Raw genomic sequence first — 17,514 nt, 5'->3', positions numbered from 1 at the left:
GGGCGCCCCGCACGTGCGGGGCGCCCTTCGGTCGTACGGCCGGTTACGGCAGCGCGAGCATCCGCTCCAGCGCCAGCTTCGCGAAGCTCTCCGTCTCCCGGTCGACCTGGATCCGGTTGACCAGGTTGCCCTCGGCCAGCGACTCCAGCGCCCACACCAGGTGCGGCAGGTCGATCCGGTTCATCGTCGAGCAGAAGCAGACCGTCTTGTCGAGGAAGACGATCTCCTTGTCCGGGTGCGCGTTGGCCACCCGGCGGACCAGGTTCAGCTCCGTGCCGATCGCCCACTTCGAGCCGGCCGGGGCCGCCTCCAGGGTCTTGATGATGTACTCGGTCGAGCCGACGTAGTCCGCGGCCGCCACGACCTCGTGCTTGCACTCCGGGTGCACGAGCACGTTCACGCCCGGGATCCGCTCCCGCACGTCGTTGACCGAGTCCAGCGAGAACCGGCCGTGCACCGAGCAGTGACCCCGCCAGAGGATCATCTTGGCGGCGCGCAGCTCCTCGACGGTCAGGCCGCCGTTCGGCTTGTGCGGGTTGTAGAGGACGCAGTCCTCCAGCGTCATCCCCATCTCGCGGACGGCGGTGTTGCGGCCCAGGTGCTGGTCCGGCAGGAAGAGCACCTTCTCGCCCTGCTCGAAGGCCCAGTCGAGGGCGCGCTTGGCGTTCGACGAGGTGCAGATCGTGCCCCCGTGCTTGCCGGTGAAGGCCTTGATGTCGGCCGAGGAGTTCATGTACGAGACGGGCACGACCTGCTCGGCGATGCCGGCCTCGGTCAGCACGTCCCAGCACTCGGCGACCTGCTCGGCGGTGGCCATGTCGGCCATCGAGCACCCCGCGGCCAGGTCCGGCAGGACGACCTTCTGGTCGTCGGTGGTGAGGATGTCGGCCGACTCGGCCATGAAGTGCACGCCGCAGAAGACGATGTACTCGGCCTCCGGACGCGCCGCGGCGTCACGGGCGAGCTTGAAGGAGTCACCGGTCACGTCGGCGAACTGGATGACCTCGTCGCGCTGGTAGTGGTGGCCGAGGACGAAGACCTTGTCCCCGAGCTTCTCCTTGGCCGCGCGGGCGCGCTCCACCAGGTCCGGGTCGGAGGGCGACGGCAGGTCGCCGGGGCACTCCACGCCGCGCTCGCTCTTCGGGTCGGCCTCGCGGCCGAGGAGCAGCAGAGCGAGCGGCGTCGGCTGGACGTCCAGGGGCTGGGCGGTGGTCACGTCACGCACCCTTTCTTTTCCAAAATCAGTGCGGCCGGAGCCGCTCCAGTGGAGCCGGTGCTGGCACCGGAGGCTTTTCGTCTAAATGACGCTATCTATCATAACCGCTTCGTGTCAGTTTGACGATGGCCATAGTGTCGATGTGACGAATTCGGGCTCCACGCAGCGGTGCTTGCCCGCGAGCGGGTGTGCGAGCATGAAAGGGACAAGACGTGAAGACGCGGCCTCGCTCGGAATGAATCCCGGGCCCCGCCGGTTGCTACCGTCGGCAAGCAGTCTCCGTACAACCCGGGAGAGAAGCAGATGTCCGTATCGGACGAGAAGACCACTGTCAGCGACGGCATCCTCCTGTCTGACGCCGCCGCGGCCAAGGTCAAGGCCCTGCTCGATCAGGAAGGCCGTGACGACCTGGCGCTGCGCGTCGCCGTACAGCCCGGCGGTTGCTCCGGTCTGCGTTACCAGCTCTTCTTCGACGAGCGTTCGCTCGACGGTGACGTCGTCAAGGACTTCGACGGCGTCAAGGTCGTCACCGACCGCATGAGCGCCCCGTACCTGGGCGGTGCCTCCATCGACTTCGTCGACACCATCGAGAAGCAGGGCTTCACGATCGACAACCCGAACGCCACGGGCTCCTGCGCCTGCGGCGACTCGTTCAGCTGAGGCGACTCGTTCCCGCTGAGTCGTAGGCAGTACGAAGGCGGCGGCCCGGGATTCCCGGGCCGCCGCCTTCGTCTCTTCCCGCCCGCTCACTTCCGCGGTACGGGCTCCCCGCTCGCCGCGTCGACCACCGTCCGGCCGCCCAGCGGCTGCTCCAGCGTCACCGTCCGCGTCACCTCCACGGCGATGGCGATGCAGGCCCTGTCCGGGTCGATCGGCCGCTCCGTCACCCGCACGCCGACCTTGCCCGCGCTCTCCTCGGCCGTCGCCGTGTACTCGCTGCAGACGCCGCCCCAGAAGGTGACCGACAGCTTGGTGCCGGTGCCGTCGATCCGGTACGACCCGATCTGCCGCGCGGGCGCGGTGCCCTCGTCCGGGGCCGGTGTCGGGGTCGGGGTCGGCTTCGCCCGAGGCGCCAGATGCTCCGGGGCCACCGCCGTCCGGACGACCGTGGACGGCTTCGCCCCCGCCTCCGCCTCCACCGTGAACAGCCACGACGGCACGAGCGCCTGCTTCCCGTCCACGAACTGCGCGGCGAGGCCGAACACGGCGCCGGTGACCGCCAGCTCCTTCGGCCGCACGTCCGGCTCGCAGGTCGTCGCAGGAGGAGCTCCAGGGGTGTCCGCCGCCGGCGGATCGGTGGCGCAGCCGCCGATACCGATCGTGCCCGGCCCGGAGGACGCCTTGTTCAGCTCCTCGAGCGCCTTCTCCGCGCCGATCACCGGATAGCCGGGACCCTTCGCCGGATCCTTCATGTGCCCGCTGCCCGCGACCGGTTTCCCGTCGGGACCGACATGGATGCCGGTCGACCAGCCGTACGTCGGCAGGCCGCCCACCACCGGGTCCGCGTTGACCACCCGTACGGTGCCGTTCATCACCTGCGTCGTGTCCAGCTTCGCGTCCTCCTGGCCGATCGCCTTCAGGACGGGCGCCGCGGCGGCCCGCGCCGCCGCCTCGCTGACCGGTCCGCCGCTCGGGGGCTTCGCCTCACCCGGGGGCGGACACGCCTTGCCCTTGAGGCAGGCGTCGCCGGCCGGGCCGCCGTCGTACCGCGAGAACGTCCAGCTGCCCGGCGCTTCGGCCGACACATCGAGCCGCAGACCCGATCCGTCCTTCTCCGGCGCGATCTTCCAGACGGCGCCCTCCAGCCTCGGTTCCCCCGGAACGCCGAGCGCCTTCGCCAGCCGGGCCACCTCCGCCGAGGTGACCTTGCCCTCGGGCCGGTGGACCGGGGCCGAGGAGGGGCCCTGGGGGAGCGGGCCCCTGGCCTTGTAGACCGTGCCACCGCCGCTCGGGTCCGGCTCGCCGGGCGCGATGCCCGGTCCGTCGCCCTTGGCGTCGAGGCGCAGCGGCGGGGGAGCGGCGGGGGCGCCACCACCGGACGGCGCGGCGGCGAGATACACCCCGCCACCACCGGCCAGCAGGACGCCCGCCGCCACCGCCGCGACCATCAGCGGCCTGCGACCGCGCCGCGGGTTGTCCGTAGTGCTCACCGCATCGCTCCTTCGTCCGTGGTGATGACACCGGTGGGACGGATCGGGCGAGCGGCTGGTTCCGTCCCCTAGGCGCCGTACTCGGGCGTGGCGTCGATCAGCCGCGCCGAGGCGGGCGGGACGACGACGCCGTGGATCAGGGCGGGGGAGACCGGAGCGGCCGAGGCGGTCGCGGGGACCACCCAGTGCGGGGCCATCCGCGCGCTGTCGCCGCGCAGCTGGGCCAGGCTCATCTCGGACTCCTGCTGCTCACGAGGAGCGGGGTACGTGGACATAGGCGCACCGTACGCACGGCATCGCTTCGGTGAAAAGGCCTACTCTGGGGTAGTTTCCACTGTTCGGCAGGGCGCCCCCCACCCGGTAGCGTGAACTGTCAACCCCTTTCCGCACCCGCAGGAGCACCCAGCCGTGCGTATCGCAGTCACCGGCTCCATCGCCACCGACCACCTCATGACCTTCCCCGGCCGGTTCGCGGACCAGCTCGTCGCGGACCAGCTCCACACGGTCTCCCTCTCCTTCCTCGTCGACAACCTCGACATCCGGCGGGGAGGCGTCGGCCCGAACATCTGCTTCGGCATGGGCCAGCTGGGCGGCAACCCGATCCTCGTGGGAGCGGCCGGCTACGACTTCGACGAGTACCGCGCCTGGCTCGACCGCCACGGCGTCGACACCGGTTCGGTCCGGATCTCCGAGGTCCTGCACACCGCCCGCTTCGTCTGCACCACGGACAAGGACCACAACCAGATCGGCTCCTTCTACACGGGCGCGATGAGCGAGGCCCGGCAGATCGAGCTCAAGTCGGTCGCCGACCGCGTGGGCGGTCTCGACCTGGTGCTGATCGGCGCCGACGACCCCGAGGCGATGCTCCGTCACACCGAGGAGTGCAAGGCGCGGGGCATCCCCTTCGCCGCCGACTTCTCGCAGCAGATCGCGCGGATGGACGGCGAGGAGATCCGCACACTCCTCGACGGCGCGACCTACCTCTTCTCCAACGAGTACGAGAAGGGCCTCATCGAGTCCAAGACGGGCTGGAACGACGAGGAGATCCTCGGCAGGGTCGGCCACCGGGTCACCACGCTCGGCTCGCGCGGCGTGCGCATCGAGCGCGCGGGCGAGCCGGCCGTCGAGGTCGGCTGCCCCGAGGAGGAGGCCAAGGTCGACCCGACGGGCGTCGGCGACGCGTTCCGCGCCGGCTTCCTGACGGGCCTGTCCTGGGGTGTCGGCCTGGAGCGCGCGGCCCAGGTCGGCTGCATGCTCGCCACGCTGGTGATCGAGACCCTGGGCACCCAGGAGTACACCCTGCGCCGGGCCCACTTCATGGAGCGCTTCACCAAGGCGTACGGCGACGAGGCCGCGACCGAGGTCCAGGCCCACCTGTCCTGACGCCGGGGCCTCCGCCCTCCGCCCCTACGCCCTCGGGGCCCGCGACTCGCGGGCCCCGAACGGCCGGCTTCGCGCCAGGCCGCCGCGGCCGGTGCCCCCGGAGCTGCGCGGCCGGCCCTGCGCCTTACCTGGTGGCGCGGCCCGCCGGCTCGCGCGGTTCCGACGCGCCCGCCCCGCCCCCCGGGTCCCGGCTCCCTACGCCACCCGGCGCACCACGTACGCCGTGCCCCCCTTCGGGGAGGGCTCCTCGCCCACGTACTCCTGGCCGCGCATCTCGCACCAGGCCGGGATGTCCAGGCGGGCCGCCTCGTCGTCGGCGAGGACGGTGACCGTGTCGCCCAGCGGGACGTCGCCGATCACCCTGGCCAGTTCGATGACCGGGATCGGGCAGCGCTTGCCCAGGGCGTCCACCACGAGCGAGCCCGAGTCGGCCGCCGCCCCGGTCACCGGCTCCGGCGCGCCGAGCCGCTCCCGTACCGCCGCCACCACCCCAGGCAGGGTGTCGAGGAAGCGCTCCACGTCCTCCTCGGCCGTCCCCGCCGGCAGGGACACCCGGACGTTCCCCTCGCTCAGCACCCCCATCGCCCGCAGGACATGGCTGGGGGTCAGCGTCGAACTCGTACACGACGAACCGGACGAAACGGAGAAACCCTCCCGGTCCAGCTCGTGCAGGAGCGTCTCCCCGTCGACATAGAGACAGGAGAAGGTGACGAGATGGGGGAGCCGGCGCACCGGGTCGCCCACCACCTCCACATCCGGCACCAGCTCGCCGACCCGGCCCCGGATCCTCTCCACCAGGCCCCGCAGCCGCGCCCCCTCGGCCTCCGCCTCCGCCCGCACCGCCCGCAGGGACGCCGCCGCGGCCACGATCGCCGGCAGGTTCTCGAAACCGGCCGCCCGCCCCGACTCCCGTTCGTCCGCCGGGCCTTGGGGGGAGAAGCGGGTGCCCTTACGGATCGCGAGCAGCCCGACGCCCGCAGGACCGCCCCACTTGTGCGCGCTCGCCGCGAGCAGCGACCAGTCGCCCTCGACCGGCCCCCACCCCAGCGACTGCGCCGCGTCCACCAGGAGCGGGACCCCCGCCGCCCGGCACGCCTCCGCGACCTCCGCGACCGGCTGCACCGTCCCCACCTCGTGGTTGGCGGACTGCAGGCAGGCCAGCGCGGTGCCCTCGTCCAGCGCCGCCGCGAAGGCCGCGGCCTCCACCGCGCCCGACCGGCCCACCGGCACCTCGGTCAGCGATCCGCCCGCCGCCGCATGCGTCTCGGCCGCGTGCAGGACGGAGGAGTGCTCGACCGCCGAGACCACGAGCCGGGTCCCGACACGCCGACGCCCCGCGAGCGCCCCGGAGATTCCGGAGTGAACCGCGCGCGTCCCCGAAGGAGTGAATACGAGTTCGTCGGGACGGCACCCCACCGCGTCGGCCGCGGCCTCCCGGGCCGCGTCCAGGAGCAGCCGGGCCCGCCGCCCCTCCCGGTAGAGCCGGGCCGGGTCGGCCCACCCCTCGTCCAGGGAGGCGAGCAGTGCCTGGCGGGCGACGGGGTGCAGCGGGGCGGAGGAAGCGGCATCGAAGTAGGGCACACCGACACGGTAGGGCCTGCTGCCCCGCCGCTCCGTAAGCCCCCGTCACATGCCCGGCCCGCGCCGCCCGTCGACCACCGGACGGCCGCCGCCCCTGCCGCCCGTCCGTCGCCGAACGGCCCCCGGACGCCCGTGGACCGGCCCCCGGTCGACCTGCCGGCCGAGGCTCCGGAGCCGCCCGCGGAATGATCACGTCCACCCCTTCGGGGAGTCGGACGGCGCGTTGGGCACCCTCCCCGCGCGACCCCAAATAGCGTCCAGTAGGGTTTGGTCCGCATAAACATCCAAACCCCTGCCCGCGGCCGGGGCGGCGACCGACCAGCGAGACGGCCGTAGCCGACCAGCGCGGGCCGAGACTCTCGGGAAGGCGCTACGTGAGTCCCAACGGCTCCGACCTCCCCCGCAGCCAAGGCGCGGGTGGTACCCCCACGTCTCGGCGCCCGATGCGGCGGAAGCTGCCGCAGGTGCTGACTGCGGGCCTGATCCTGGCGACAGCCACCGGCTGCTCGTACAACTGGGAAGACTTCCCCCGCCTTGGTATGCCCACCCCGGTAACGGAAGAGGCACCTCGGATCCTCTCCCTCTGGCAGGGCTCGTGGGCGGCTGCGCTCGCCACGGGCGTCCTTGTCTGGGGTCTGATCCTGTGGTCCGTCATCTTCCACCGGCGCAGCCGCACCAAGATCGAGGTACCTCCGCAGACGCGGTACAACATGCCCATCGAGGCGCTGTACACGGTCACCCCGCTCATCATCGTCTCCGTGCTCTTCTACTTCACGGCGCGCGACGAGTCGAAGCTCCTCAAGCTCTCCGACAAGCCCGCCCACACCGTGAACGTGGTCGGCTACCAGTGGAGCTGGGGCTTCAACTACGTCGAGAACGTGCCCGGTGTGACGGGCGACGCCAAGACGGACAAGAACCTCGCGGCCATTCCGGACAAGTTCCAGAACGACTTCCCGGAGAACGCCGGTGGCGTCTACGACGCCGGTATCCCCGGTGACCGCAACCCGCAGAACGGCAACCCGGGTCCGACCCTGTGGCTGCCGAAGGGCGAGAAGGTCCGGTTCGTCCTGACCTCCCGTGACGTCATCCACTCCTTCTGGGTGGTCCCCTTCCTGATGAAGCAGGACGTCATCCCCGGTCACACCAACTCCTTCGAGGTGACTCCCACCAAGGAGGGCACCTTCATGGGCAAGTGTGCCGAGCTGTGCGGTGTGGACCACTCCCGGATGCTCTTCAACGTCAAGGTGGTCTCTCCGGAGCGCTACCAGCAGCACCTGAAGGAGCTGGCGGAGAAGGGGCAGACCGGCTACATCCCGTCGGGCATTGAGCAGACGGACCCGGCCAGGAATGCGGAGAAGAACACACTGTGAGCATCCTCAACGAACCCCACGGTGCGGCCGCGGCTGAGGACTCGTACGAGAACGAGCTCCCGGTACGCCGCAAGCAGCCCGGCAATGTCGTGGTCAAGTGGCTCACCACCACCGACCACAAGACGATCGGCACCCTCTACCTGGTGACGTCGTTCGTCTTCTTCTGCATCGGCGGACTCATGGCGCTCTTCATGCGCGCCGAGCTGGCCCGTCCGGGTACGCAGATCATGTCGAACGAGCAGTTCAACCAGGCGTTCACGATGCACGGCACGATCATGCTGCTGATGTTCGCGACGCCGCTGTTCGCCGGCTTCGCGAACTGGATCATGCCGCTGCAGATCGGCGCGCCCGACGTGGCGTTCCCGCGGCTGAACATGTTCGCGTACTGGCTGTACCTCTTCGGCTCGATCATCGCGGTGGCCGGCTTCCTCACCCCGCAGGGTGCGGCCGACTTCGGCTGGTTCGCCTACTCCCCGCTGTCGGACGCCGTCCGCTCGCCGGGTGTCGGCGCCGACATGTGGATCATGGGTCTGGCCTTCTCCGGCTTCGGCACGATCCTCGGTTCGGTCAACTTCATCACCACGATCATCTGCATGCGCGCTCCCGGCATGACGATGTTCCGGATGCCGATCTTCACCTGGAACGTGCTGCTGACCGGTGTGCTGGTCCTGCTCGCCTTCCCGGTCCTGGCGGCCGCGCTGTTCGCCCTGGAGGCGGACCGCAAGTTCGGTGCCCATGTCTTCGACGCGGCCAACGGCGGCGCCTTGCTGTGGCAGCACCTCTTCTGGTTCTTCGGACACCCAGAGGTGTACATCATCGCCTTGCCGTTCTTCGGCATCGTCTCCGAAGTGATCCCGGTCTTCAGCCGCAAGCCGATGTTCGGCTACATCGGCCTGGTGGCCGCGACCATCGCGATCGCGGGTCTGTCGGTGACCGTGTGGGCCCACCACATGTACGTCACCGGTGGCGTGCTCCTGCCGTTCTTCTCCTTCATGACGTTCCTCATCGCCGTACCGACCGGCGTGAAGTTCTTCAACTGGATCGGAACGATGTGGAAGGGCTCGTTGTCCTTCGAGACACCGATGCTCTGGACGATCGGCTTCCTGGTCACCTTCACCTTCGGTGGTCTGACCGGCGTCATCCTGGCCTCGCCGCCGATGGACTTCCACGTCTCCGACTCGTACTTCGTCGTCGCGCACTTCCACTACGTCGTCTTCGGCACCGTGGTCTTCGCGATGTTCGCCGGCTTCCACTTCTGGTGGCCGAAGTTCACCGGCAAGATGCTGGACGAGCGGCTCGGCAAGATCACGTTCTGGACGCTGTTCATCGGCTTCCACGGCACGTTCCTGGTGCAGCACTGGCTGGGCGCCGAGGGCATGCCGCGTCGTTACGCGGACTACCTCGACGCCGACGGCTTCACCGCGCTGAACACGATCTCGACGATCTCCTCGTTCCTGCTCGGTCTGTCGATCCTGCCGTTCCTCTACAACGTCTGGAAGACGGCCAAGTACGGCAAGAAGATCGAGGTCGACGACCCCTGGGGCTACGGCCGTTCGCTGGAGTGGGCCACCTCCTGCCCGCCCCCGCGGCACAACTTCCTCACCCTGCCGCGGATCCGTTCCGAATCCCCGGCGTTCGACCTGCACCACCCTGAGATCGCGGCGATCGACCAGCTCGAGAACAAGCCGCACGACGCCGCGGCCCTCACCGGCAGCAAGGAGGCCGGCAAGTGAAGATCCAGGGCAAGATGTTCATCTGGCTGAGCGTCTTCATCCTCGCCATGGCCGTTCTCTACGGCGTGTGGTCGAAGGAGCCGGTCGGTACCACGGCGCTCTTCCTGGCCTTCGGTCTCTCCATCATGATCGGCTACTACCTGGCCTTCACGGCCCGGCGTGTCGACGCGATGGCGCAGGACGACAAGGAGGCCGACGTCGCGGACGAGGCCGGTGAGGTGGGCTTCTTCGCCCCGCACAGCTGGCAGCCGCTCTCGCTCGCCATCGGCGGTGCGCTCGCCTTCCTCGCCATCGCGATGGGCTGGTGGCTGCTGTACTTCTCGGCCCCGCTGATCCTGGTCGGTCTCTTCGGCTGGGTGTTCGAGTTCTACCGCGGCGAGAACCAGAACCAGTAGTTGTACCCCGCAGCACCCCCGCAGTACCCGAGGGGCCCGGACGCTTCGTCACCGAAGTGGCCGGGCCCCTCTTTTGCAGCACTCGGCGCGCTGGCTCGGGCGAATGTTCTTACGGTGATCTCATGAACGACACGCCGCGCATTCGGACCGCGCTGAGCTGCACGGTCCTGGCCGTCACCGTCACGGCCGGCGCCACCGCCTGCACGGGCTCCGAGGGTCACCCGCTGTCGACGAGGCCGTACGACGCGGGGCAGCAGGTCTCCTTCAACGCTCCGGCGGACGGCAGGAAGGCCGACCCGGACAAGGCGCTGGAGATCACGGCCAAGGGCAACGAAGGCCGCATCACCGATGTGACGGCCGTCGACGCGACCGGGCACCATCTGGCGGGCGAACTCACCGCGGACGGCCAGCGCTGGCGCTCCACGGGCTCGCTGACGGCCGGAGCCCGCTACACCGTCAGGGTCTCCACGGAGGACGAGGACGGCGCTCCTGGCGCCCGTACGTTCACTTTCGAGACAGCCCCGGCGAAGGGCGCCCTGACGGTGGAGTTCGGCCCGGAGGCGGGCAAGTACGGCGTCGGACAGCCCCTCACGGCCGACCTCAGCCTCCCCGTCAAGGACCGGGCGGCCAGAGCGGTGGTGGAACGGGCGCTGAAGGTCCGCTCCACGCCGTCGGTGGAGGGCTCCTGGCACTGGGTGGACGACAAGAAGCTGCACTACCGCCCGAAGGACTACTGGCCCGTCGGCGCGGTGATCTCCGCCACCGCGAACCTCCAGGGCGTCAAGGTCGGCGACAAGCTCTACGGCGGCGAGTCGAAGCCGCTGAAGCTGACGATCGGCGACCGGATCGAGGCGGTCGCGGACGCGGGCTCGCACTACATGACCGTGCGGCGCAACGGAGAAGTGATCAACACCATTCCGGTGACCACCGGCAAGCCGGGCTTCTCCACCCGTAACGGCATCAAGGTGGTGCTGGGCAAGGAGTACTTCGTACGGATGCGCGGTACCAGCGTGGGCATCGCGGAAGGCAGTTCGGAGTCGTACGACCTGCCCGTCTACTACGCGACCCGGGTCACCTGGAGTGGTGAATACGTCCACGCCGCGCCCTGGTCCGTCGGTTCGCAAGGAGTTGCGAACGTCAGCCACGGCTGTGTCGGCATGTCGACGGGGAACGCGGCCTGGTTCTACGAGACCGTGCGCCCGGGCGACATCGTGAAGACGATCAACAGCTACGGCGACACGATGGACACCTTCGGCAACGGCTTCGGCGACTGGAACCTGCCCTGGGACAAGTGGCGCAAGGGCAGCGCCCTCGTGGAGCCCACGCAGAACGCCGCCAACCCGCCCGACCCCAACCGTCTGAAGCCCTCGATCTAGCCGTCAGGCGTCAGGCGTCAGCCGTCGGGCATCGGCCGTCAGACGTCGATGCACAGGCGGGTGCGCAGCAGCGACGCCAGGGACGCCGCGAAGCCCACCGGTTCGACCGGAAGGGTGACCGCGGCGTCCGCGCGGCTCCAGGTGGCCAGCCAGGCGTCCTGCGGGCGGCCGATCAGGAGCAGCACCGGCGGGCAGTGGAAGACCTCGTCCTTGATCTGCCGGCAGACACCCATCCCGCCCGCCGGCACGGCCTCGCCGTCCAGGACGCAGACGTCGATACCGCCCTCCTCCAGGCGCGCCAGCACCGCGGGGAGCGTCGCGCACTCGACGAACTCGACCGGGGGAACATCGGCCGCGGGCCTGCGCCCGGCAGCCAGCCGCACCTGTTCCCGCGTGTTCGCGTCGTCGCTGTAGACCAGGACCGTGGCGCTCGACTGCATCGTTCCTCCGTGAAGGTCATCAACCGATGCGCGGATGCTACTCCTCCCCCCACCCAGTCAACACCGGTTCGACACCGCTTGGAAGACCGCTTCGATGGGCCGTTCGGGCTGGACACACGCCCCTGACACTCCGAACGGCACCCCCCGGAGTGAGGGCGGGATAAGCGACCGACATAATGTCGGTCGTGGCGACAGTAACGACAGTAGAAACCGGGCACGCGCACCCGTCGGTCAATCGGCCGAACCTCACCAGCGTCGGAACCATCATCTGGTTGAGTTCCGAGCTGATGTTCTTCGCGGCCCTCTTCGCGATGTACTTCACCCTGCGATCGGTGACGGGTGCCGAGTTCTGGGCGGAAAAGGCCTCGGCCTTGAACTTCCCGTTCTCGGCGACCAACACCACGATCCTGGTGCTCTCCTCCCTCACCTGCCAGCTCGGCGTCTTCGCCGCCGAGCGGGGCGATGTGAAGAAGCTCCGGACATGGTTCATCATCACGTTCGTGATGGGTGCGATCTTCATCGGCGGCCAGGTCTTCGAGTACACCGAGCTGGTCAAGCACGAGGGTCTCTCGCTCTCGTCGGACCCGTACGGCTCCGTGTTCTACCTGACCACCGGCTTCCACGGCCTGCACGTGACGGGCGGTCTCATCGCCTTCCTGCTGGTCCTGGGCCGGACGTACGCCGCCAAGAGATTCACTCACGAGCAGGCAACCGCCGCCATCGTCGTGTCCTACTACTGGCACTTCGTCGATGTCGTCTGGATCGGCCTCTTCGCCACGATCTACATGATCAAGTAATCGGGGCGCCATCCTGGCGAACTGAGACATCCAGCAAGATCGACGCAGAAGATCCTGACACCGGGGTAATCCGTGAAAAAGCTCTCCGCACGACGACGCCATCCGCTGGCGGCGCTCGTCGTCCTCCTTCTCGCGCTGGCGGCCACTGGGGGGCTGTACGCCGCGTTCGCGCCCGCGGGCACGGCGAAGGCCGATGAAACCGCCCAGTCCCTCGCCATCGAGGAGGGCAAGAAGCTCTACTCCGTCGGCTGCGCCAGCTGCCACGGAACCGGCGGTCAGGGCACCTCTGACGGCCCGTCCCTGGTCGGCGTCGGCTCGGCCGCCGTGGACTTCCAGGTCGGCACGGGCCGCATGCCGGCCCAGCAGCCGGGCGCCCAGGTACCGAAGAAGAAGGTCATCTACTCGCAGGCTGACATCGATCAGCTCGCGGCGTACGTCGCCTCCCTCGGTGCCGGCCCGATCACGCCGAAGGCGGCCCAGTACAGCCCCGACGGTGCCGACATCGCCCGTGGTGGCGACCTGTTCCGTTCCAACTGCGCCCAGTGCCACAACTTCACCGGTGAGGGCGGCGCGCTGACGCACGGCAAGTACGCCCCGAGCCTCGAAGGCGTGAGCCCGAAGCACCTGTACGAGGCCATGCAGACCGGCCCGCAGAACATGCCCTCCTTCCCCGACACGACCATGCCGGAGAAGGAGAAGAAGGACATCATCGCGTACGTCCAGGCCGTCAACAGCGACAAGACCAACAACCCCGGCGGGCTCAAGCTCGGTGGCCTCGGCCCCGTCAGTGAGGGTCTGTTCGGATGGATCTTCGGTCTGGGCGGCCTGATCGCAGTTGCCATCTGGGTCGCGGCCCACACCGCTAAGGCCAAGAAGTCATGAGTAGCCAAGAGATTCCAGAAGAGAACCTGCCCTCCGTGCAGGACACCGCGCACGGCGCGGTGAAGGTCGCGGTCGCGGACGACCCGTTCGCCGACCCGGGCCTTCCGCCCCACAAGCCGCGCATCCAGGACATCGACGAGCGGGCCGCCCGGCGGTCCGAGCGTGCGGTCGCCTTCATGTTCACGCTGTCGATGCTGGCCACTGTCGGCTTCATCGCCTCGTACGTGATCTTCCCGGTCGACAAGATCGTGTACATCTGGCCGGTCGGCCGGGTGAGCGCGCTCAACTTCGCGCTGGGTCTGACCCTCGGTTGCGCGCTGTTCTTCATCGGCGCGGGCGCGGTCCACTGGGCCCGCACCCTGATGTCCGACGTCGAGATCGCGGACGAGCGTCACCCGATCCAGGCCTCCCCGGAGACCAGGGCGAAGGTGATGTCGGACTTCGCGGCCGGTGCCGCCGAGTCCGGCATGGGCCGGCGCAAGCTGATCCGCAACACGATGTTCGGCGCGCTGTCGCTCGTACCGCTCTCCGGCCTGATGCTGCTGCGCGACATGGGTCCGCTGCCCGAGAAGAAGCTCCGGACCACCATGTGGGCCAAGGGGCTGCAGCTGATCAACATGAACACGCACGAGCCGCTGCGTCCCGAGGACGTCGCGGTCGGTTCGCTGACCTTCGCGATGCCCGAGGGCCTCTCGGAGCACGACCACCACTTCCAGACCGAGATCGCCAAGGCCGCCCTGATGATCGTCCGCATTCAGCCGGACGACATCAAGGACAAGCGCGAGCTCGAGTGGTCGCACGAGGGCATCGTCGCCTTCTCGAAGATCTGCACCCACGTGGGTTGCCCGATCTCGCTGTACGAGCAGCAGACGCACCACGTGCTCTGCCCGTGCCACCAGTCCACCTTCGACCTGTCCGACGGCGCCCGCGTCATCTTCGGCCCGGCGGGTCACGCCCTCCCGCAGCTGCGGATCGGCGTGAACGACAAGGGCTTCCTCGAGGCGCTCGGCGACTTCGACGAGCCCGTCGGCCCTGCCTTCTGGGAGCGCGGATGAGCACTGTGACCGATACCAAGAAGAAGGCACCCGCCGGTGAGCGGGTCGCCGACTGGGCCGACGGCCGCCTCGGGATCTACTCCCTGGCCAAGGCCAACATGCGCAAGATCTTCCCGGACCACTGGTCCTTCATGCTCGGTGAGATCTGCCTCTACAGCTTCATCATCATCATCCTCACGGGTGTGTACCTGACGATGTTCTTCCACCCGTCGATGAACGAGGTGGAGTACCACGGCAGCTACGTCCCGCTGCAGGGTCAGCTGATGTCCGAGGCGTTCAACTCGACCATGCACATCTCCTTCGATGTGCGCGGTGGTCTGCTCATCCGGCAGATCCACCACTGGGCCGCGGTGGTCTTCATCGCCGGCATGTTCGTGCACATGATGCGCGTGTTCTTCACGGGTGCGTTCCGCAAGCCGCGTGAGATCAACTGGCTGTTCGGCTTCCTGCTGTTCTTCCTGGGCATGTTCACCGGCTTCACCGGTTACTCGCTCCCGGACGACCTGCTCTCCGGCACCGGTGTCCGCTTCATGCAGGGCGCGATCCTGTCCGTGCCCGTCATCGGCACGTACCTGTCGATGTTCCTGTTCGGCGGGGAGTTCCCCGGCGGCGACTTCGTGGCCCGGTTCTACTCGGCGCACGTGCTGCTGCTGCCCGGCATCATGCTCGGCCTCGTGGTGGCGCACCTGATCCTGGTCTTCTACCACAAGCACACGCAGTTCGAGGGCCCCGGCCGTACGAACAACAACGTCGTGGGCATGCCGCTGCTGCCGGTCTACATGGCCAAGGCCGGAGGCTTCTTCTTCCTGGTCTTCGGTGTCATCGCGGTCATCTCGGCGATCGCCTCGATCAACCCGATCTGGGCGCTTGGCCCGTACCGTCCGGACCAGGTGTCCACCGGCGCCCAGCCCGACTGGTACATGGGCTTCGCCGAGGGTCTGATCCGTGTCATGCCGGGCTGGGAGATCAACCTCTGGGGCCACACCCTGGTCCTGGGCGTGATGATCCCGCTGGTGATCTTCCCGGTGATGCTGGCCGCGATCGCGGTCTACCCCTTCATCGAGTCGTGGATCACCGGCGACAAGCGCGAGCACCACATCGCGCAGCGCCCGCGCAACGCTCCGACGCGCACCGGCTTCGGTGTCGCCTGGGTCACCGCGTACATGATCATGCTCGTGGGTGGTGGCAACGACATCTGGGCCACGCACTTCCACCTGTCGATCAACTCGATCACCTGGTTCGTACGGATCTTCTTCTTCCTCGGCCCGGTCATCGCGTTCATCGTCACCAAGCGGATCTGCCTCGGCCTCCAGCGCCGGGACAAGGACAAGGTGCTGCACGGTCGCGAGTCCGGCGTCATCAAGCGCCTGCCGCACGGTGAGTTCGTCGAGGTCCACCAGCCGCTCAGCCAGGGCCAGCTCTACAAGCTCACGGCGCATGAGCAGAACAAGCCGGCCGAGCTCGGTCCGCTGGTCGACGAGAACGGCGTCGAGCGGAAGATCGGCCGCATGGAGAAGCTCCGGGTCAAGCTCAACCGGAGCTACTACGGCGAGGAAAGCCAGATCGCCAAGCCCACCGCCGAGGAGTACAAGGAGATCACCAGCGGCCACGGCCACCACTGATCACCTGAACCGACCTGACGGTCGCGTCGAGGTCGCCACAGCGGGAGCCCCGTCCATTCGATGGACGGGGCTCTTTGCCGTCCCCGTGGATCGATAGGGTGGGCCTGTATTCGTCTCGTTACGGCAATGACCAGGAGCTGCCATGAGCGCTGTGACCCCCGCTGGAGGACCTACCACGGCGGGCCGCTCCTGGCCCGCCGTCCTGGACGGACTGCTGACCGGCCGCGACCAGAGCGCCGAGGACACCGCCTGGGCGATGGACCGGATCCTGCGCGGCGAGGCCACCGACGCCCAGATCGCCGGCTTCGCGGTCGCGCTGCGCGCCAAGGGCGAGACCGTCGAGGAGATCACCGGACTCGTCCGGACGATGTACGCGCACGCCAACCTCATCGAGGTCCCCGGCCCGTCCGTGGACATCGTGGGCACGGGCGGCGACGGAGCCAAGACCGTCAACATCTCCACGATGTCGGCGATCGTGGTGGCCGGCACCGGCGCCAAGGTCGTCAAGCACGGCAACCGGGCCGCGTCGAGCGCGAGCGGCGCCTCCGACGTCCTGGAGAAGCTCGGCGTCAACCTGGAGCTGACCCCGCGGCGGGTGGCCGAGGTCGCCGAGGAGGCCGGGATCACCTTCTGCTTCGCGGTGAAGTTCCACCCGGCGCTGCGTCATGTGGCAGCCGCCCGCGGCCAGTTGGGGATCCGGACCGTCTTCAACTTCCTGGGTCCGCTCACCAACCCGGCCCGGGTCAGGGCCCAGGCGACCGGCGTCGCCGACGCCCGGATGGCCCCCATCATGGCCGGGGTGCTCGCCGAGCGCGGCTCCTCCGCGCTCGTCTTCCGCGGCGACGACGGCCTGGACGAGCTGACGACCACGGCCACCTCGCGGGTTTGGGTGGTGCGGGACGGGGCGGTGCGGGAGGAGACCTTCGACCCACGGGATGTCGGCATCGACATCGTCCCGGTGGAGGCGCTGCGCGGCGCCGACGCCTCGTACAACGCCGACGTGGCCCGCAGGCTGCTCGCGGGCGAGACCGGCCCCGTACGGGACGCGGTACTGCTCAACTCAGCGGCGGCGCTCACGGCGCTCGAGCCGGGGGAGGGCACCCTGGCGGAGCAACTGCGCGCCGGCATCGCCAAGGCGGCGGAGTCGATCGACTCGGGCGCCGCACGCCAGGCCCTGGAGCGCTGGATCGCCGCCAGCAACGCGTAGAGGTGTCCGCGTGGCCCCGTTCCGGAATACGGAACGGGGTTGCGCGGAGACGATCAGCTGACATACGTTCTGTACCAGGTCATGAGTGACAGCTACGAAGCCCCGGCTTGCTGTCCGGCAACCCTCCGTCCGTGGCGGGGTGCCCCGGGTGAAGACCAGGCCGTGGACAGCAAGGTCCACGGCAAGCGCGGACCCCTCGAAACCTTGGGGTCCTGGTCCTCAGGGAGCCTCTTGTGAGCAAGCGAATGCGATAGGGCCTTCTCGCCCCTTCTCCGCACACCCCTCTTTTCTTCTCCAGCGCTGCCGC

16 protein-coding genes and 1 riboswitch are annotated in these 17,514 nt (G+C 68.9%); of the genes, 11 read left to right on the top strand and 5 right to left on the bottom strand.

Translation table 11 applies throughout. The features are described 5' to 3' along the window. Positions 1-43: 43 nt before the first annotated feature. Positions 44-1,225, bottom strand: a complete 1,182-nt coding sequence (nadA, locus tag J7E93_RS10300) for a quinolinate synthase NadA (protein ID WP_158986627.1) — start codon at positions 1,223-1,225, stop codon at positions 44-46. A gap of 294 nt (positions 1,226-1,519) precedes the next feature. Here nadA and J7E93_RS10295 point away from each other — a divergent pair, with 294 nt between their 5' ends. After that, on the top strand, positions 1,520-1,876 hold the full coding sequence (locus J7E93_RS10295) for an iron-sulfur cluster assembly accessory protein (protein ID WP_018848827.1): 357 nt from the start codon (positions 1,520-1,522) through the stop codon (positions 1,874-1,876). 86 nt (positions 1,877-1,962) lie between these two features. On the opposite strand, the gene J7E93_RS10290 is transcribed toward J7E93_RS10295, so the two are convergent. Together J7E93_RS10290 and J7E93_RS10285 are read right to left on the bottom strand one after the other, a co-directional pair. Beyond that, complete coding sequence (locus tag J7E93_RS10290; RefSeq protein ID WP_215067646.1) at positions 1,963-3,324, bottom strand: hypothetical protein; 1,362 nt, start codon at positions 3,322-3,324, stop codon at positions 1,963-1,965. Between the two features lie 110 nt (positions 3,325-3,434). Further along, positions 3,435-3,641: a hypothetical protein gene (locus J7E93_RS10285; protein WP_215067631.1), complete on the bottom strand. Its 207-nt coding sequence runs from the start codon at positions 3,639-3,641 to the stop codon at positions 3,435-3,437. A 133-nt stretch (positions 3,642-3,774) separates the two neighbouring features. On the opposite strand from J7E93_RS10285, the gene J7E93_RS10280 reads away from it, so the two are divergent. Then, a complete protein-coding gene (locus J7E93_RS10280) occupies positions 3,775-4,749 on the top strand; it encodes a carbohydrate kinase family protein (RefSeq protein WP_215067629.1) in 975 nt (324 codons plus the stop codon). A gap of 195 nt (positions 4,750-4,944) precedes the next feature. Here J7E93_RS10280 and J7E93_RS10275 read toward each other — a convergent pair whose 3' ends face one another. Then, complete coding sequence (locus J7E93_RS10275) at positions 4,945-6,330, bottom strand: cysteine desulfurase/sulfurtransferase TusA family protein (RefSeq protein WP_215067627.1); 1,386 nt, start codon at positions 6,328-6,330, stop codon at positions 4,945-4,947. A gap of 374 nt (positions 6,331-6,704) precedes the next feature. Between J7E93_RS10275 and coxB the strand changes: the two genes are divergently transcribed. The 4 genes from coxB (at position 6,705) to J7E93_RS10255 (ending at position 11,204) form a co-directional block, all read left to right on the top strand. Then, complete coding sequence (gene coxB / locus J7E93_RS10270) at positions 6,705-7,700, top strand: cytochrome c oxidase subunit II (protein WP_374105368.1); 996 nt, start codon at positions 6,705-6,707, stop codon at positions 7,698-7,700. Continuing rightward, the gene (gene ctaD, locus J7E93_RS10265) at positions 7,697-9,433 is read left to right on the top strand and encodes a cytochrome c oxidase subunit I (RefSeq protein WP_215067623.1); all 1,737 of its coding nucleotides are present in this window, start codon (positions 7,697-7,699) and stop codon (positions 9,431-9,433) included. The genes coxB and ctaD overlap by 4 nt, the downstream gene beginning before the upstream one ends. Further along, entirely contained in the window at positions 9,430-9,828 is a 399-nt protein-coding gene (locus J7E93_RS10260) for a cytochrome c oxidase subunit 4 (RefSeq protein ID WP_215067621.1), read from the top strand. The genes ctaD and J7E93_RS10260 overlap by 4 nt, the downstream gene beginning before the upstream one ends. 122 nt (positions 9,829-9,950) lie before the next feature. Further along, entirely contained in the window at positions 9,951-11,204 is a 1,254-nt protein-coding gene (locus J7E93_RS10255; protein WP_215067619.1) for an Ig-like domain-containing protein, read from the top strand. 38 nt (positions 11,205-11,242) lie between these two features. On the opposite strand, the gene J7E93_RS10250 is transcribed toward J7E93_RS10255, so the two are convergent. Beyond that, complete coding sequence (locus J7E93_RS10250) at positions 11,243-11,644, bottom strand: hypothetical protein (RefSeq protein WP_215067617.1); 402 nt, start codon at positions 11,642-11,644, stop codon at positions 11,243-11,245. 176 nt (positions 11,645-11,820) lie between these two features. Between J7E93_RS10250 and J7E93_RS10245 the strand changes: the two genes are divergently transcribed. From J7E93_RS10245 to trpD, 5 genes are all read left to right on the top strand, one after another. Further along, complete coding sequence (locus tag J7E93_RS10245) at positions 11,821-12,441, top strand: heme-copper oxidase subunit III (RefSeq protein WP_015033013.1); 621 nt, start codon at positions 11,821-11,823, stop codon at positions 12,439-12,441. A gap of 72 nt (positions 12,442-12,513) precedes the next feature. Beyond that, entirely contained in the window at positions 12,514-13,323 is an 810-nt protein-coding gene (locus J7E93_RS10240; protein ID WP_215067615.1) for a c-type cytochrome, read from the top strand. After that, the gene (locus J7E93_RS10235) at positions 13,320-14,378 is read left to right on the top strand and encodes a ubiquinol-cytochrome c reductase iron-sulfur subunit (RefSeq protein WP_215067613.1); all 1,059 of its coding nucleotides are present in this window, start codon (positions 13,320-13,322) and stop codon (positions 14,376-14,378) included. Before J7E93_RS10240 ends, J7E93_RS10235 begins: the two co-directional genes overlap by 4 nt. Then, positions 14,375-16,000, top strand: coding sequence for a cytochrome bc complex cytochrome b subunit (locus J7E93_RS10230; RefSeq protein ID WP_215067611.1), 1,626 nt, complete (start codon positions 14,375-14,377; stop codon positions 15,998-16,000). The genes J7E93_RS10235 and J7E93_RS10230 overlap by 4 nt, the downstream gene beginning before the upstream one ends. A gap of 142 nt (positions 16,001-16,142) precedes the next feature. After that, positions 16,143-17,207, top strand: coding sequence for an anthranilate phosphoribosyltransferase (gene trpD / locus J7E93_RS10225; protein ID WP_215067609.1), 1,065 nt, complete (start codon positions 16,143-16,145; stop codon positions 17,205-17,207). A 77-nt stretch (positions 17,208-17,284) separates the two neighbouring features. Beyond that, positions 17,285-17,401: riboswitch (SAM riboswitch) on the top strand. The last annotated feature ends 113 nt before the right edge of the window (positions 17,402-17,514 follow it).

This window comes from Streptomyces sp. ISL-36 (assembly GCF_018614205.1).
Lineage (GTDB): Bacteria > Actinomycetota > Actinomycetes > Streptomycetales > Streptomycetaceae > Streptomyces.
Note: the sequence above shows the minus strand (reverse complement) of the source record. Positions and strands in the feature narration are given on the sequence as shown.

Bases quoted from the DNA above. Each gene is read 5' to 3' on its own strand.
- J7E93_RS10295 (WP_018848827.1), top strand. From the start codon at position 1,520: ATGTCCGTATCGGACGAGAAGACCACTGTCAGCGACGGCATCCTCCTG.
- J7E93_RS10290 (WP_215067646.1), bottom strand. From the start codon at position 3,324: ATGGTCGCGGCGGTGGCGGCGGGCGTCCTGCTGGCCGGTGGTGGCGGG.
- J7E93_RS10285 (WP_215067631.1), bottom strand. From the start codon at position 3,641: ATGTCCACGTACCCCGCTCCTCGTGAGCAGCAGGAGTCCGAGATGAGC.
- J7E93_RS10255 (WP_215067619.1), top strand. From the start codon at position 9,951: ATGAACGACACGCCGCGCATTCGGACCGCGCTGAGCTGCACGGTCCTG.
- J7E93_RS10250 (WP_215067617.1), bottom strand. From the start codon at position 11,644: ATGCAGTCGAGCGCCACGGTCCTGGTCTACAGCGACGACGCGAACACG.
- J7E93_RS10245 (WP_015033013.1), top strand. From the start codon at position 11,821: ATGTCGGTCGTGGCGACAGTAACGACAGTAGAAACCGGGCACGCGCAC.
- J7E93_RS10235 (WP_215067613.1), top strand. From the start codon at position 13,320: ATGAGTAGCCAAGAGATTCCAGAAGAGAACCTGCCCTCCGTGCAGGAC.
- J7E93_RS10230 (WP_215067611.1), top strand. From the start codon at position 14,375: ATGAGCACTGTGACCGATACCAAGAAGAAGGCACCCGCCGGTGAGCGG.
- trpD (WP_215067609.1), top strand. From the start codon at position 16,143: ATGAGCGCTGTGACCCCCGCTGGAGGACCTACCACGGCGGGCCGCTCC.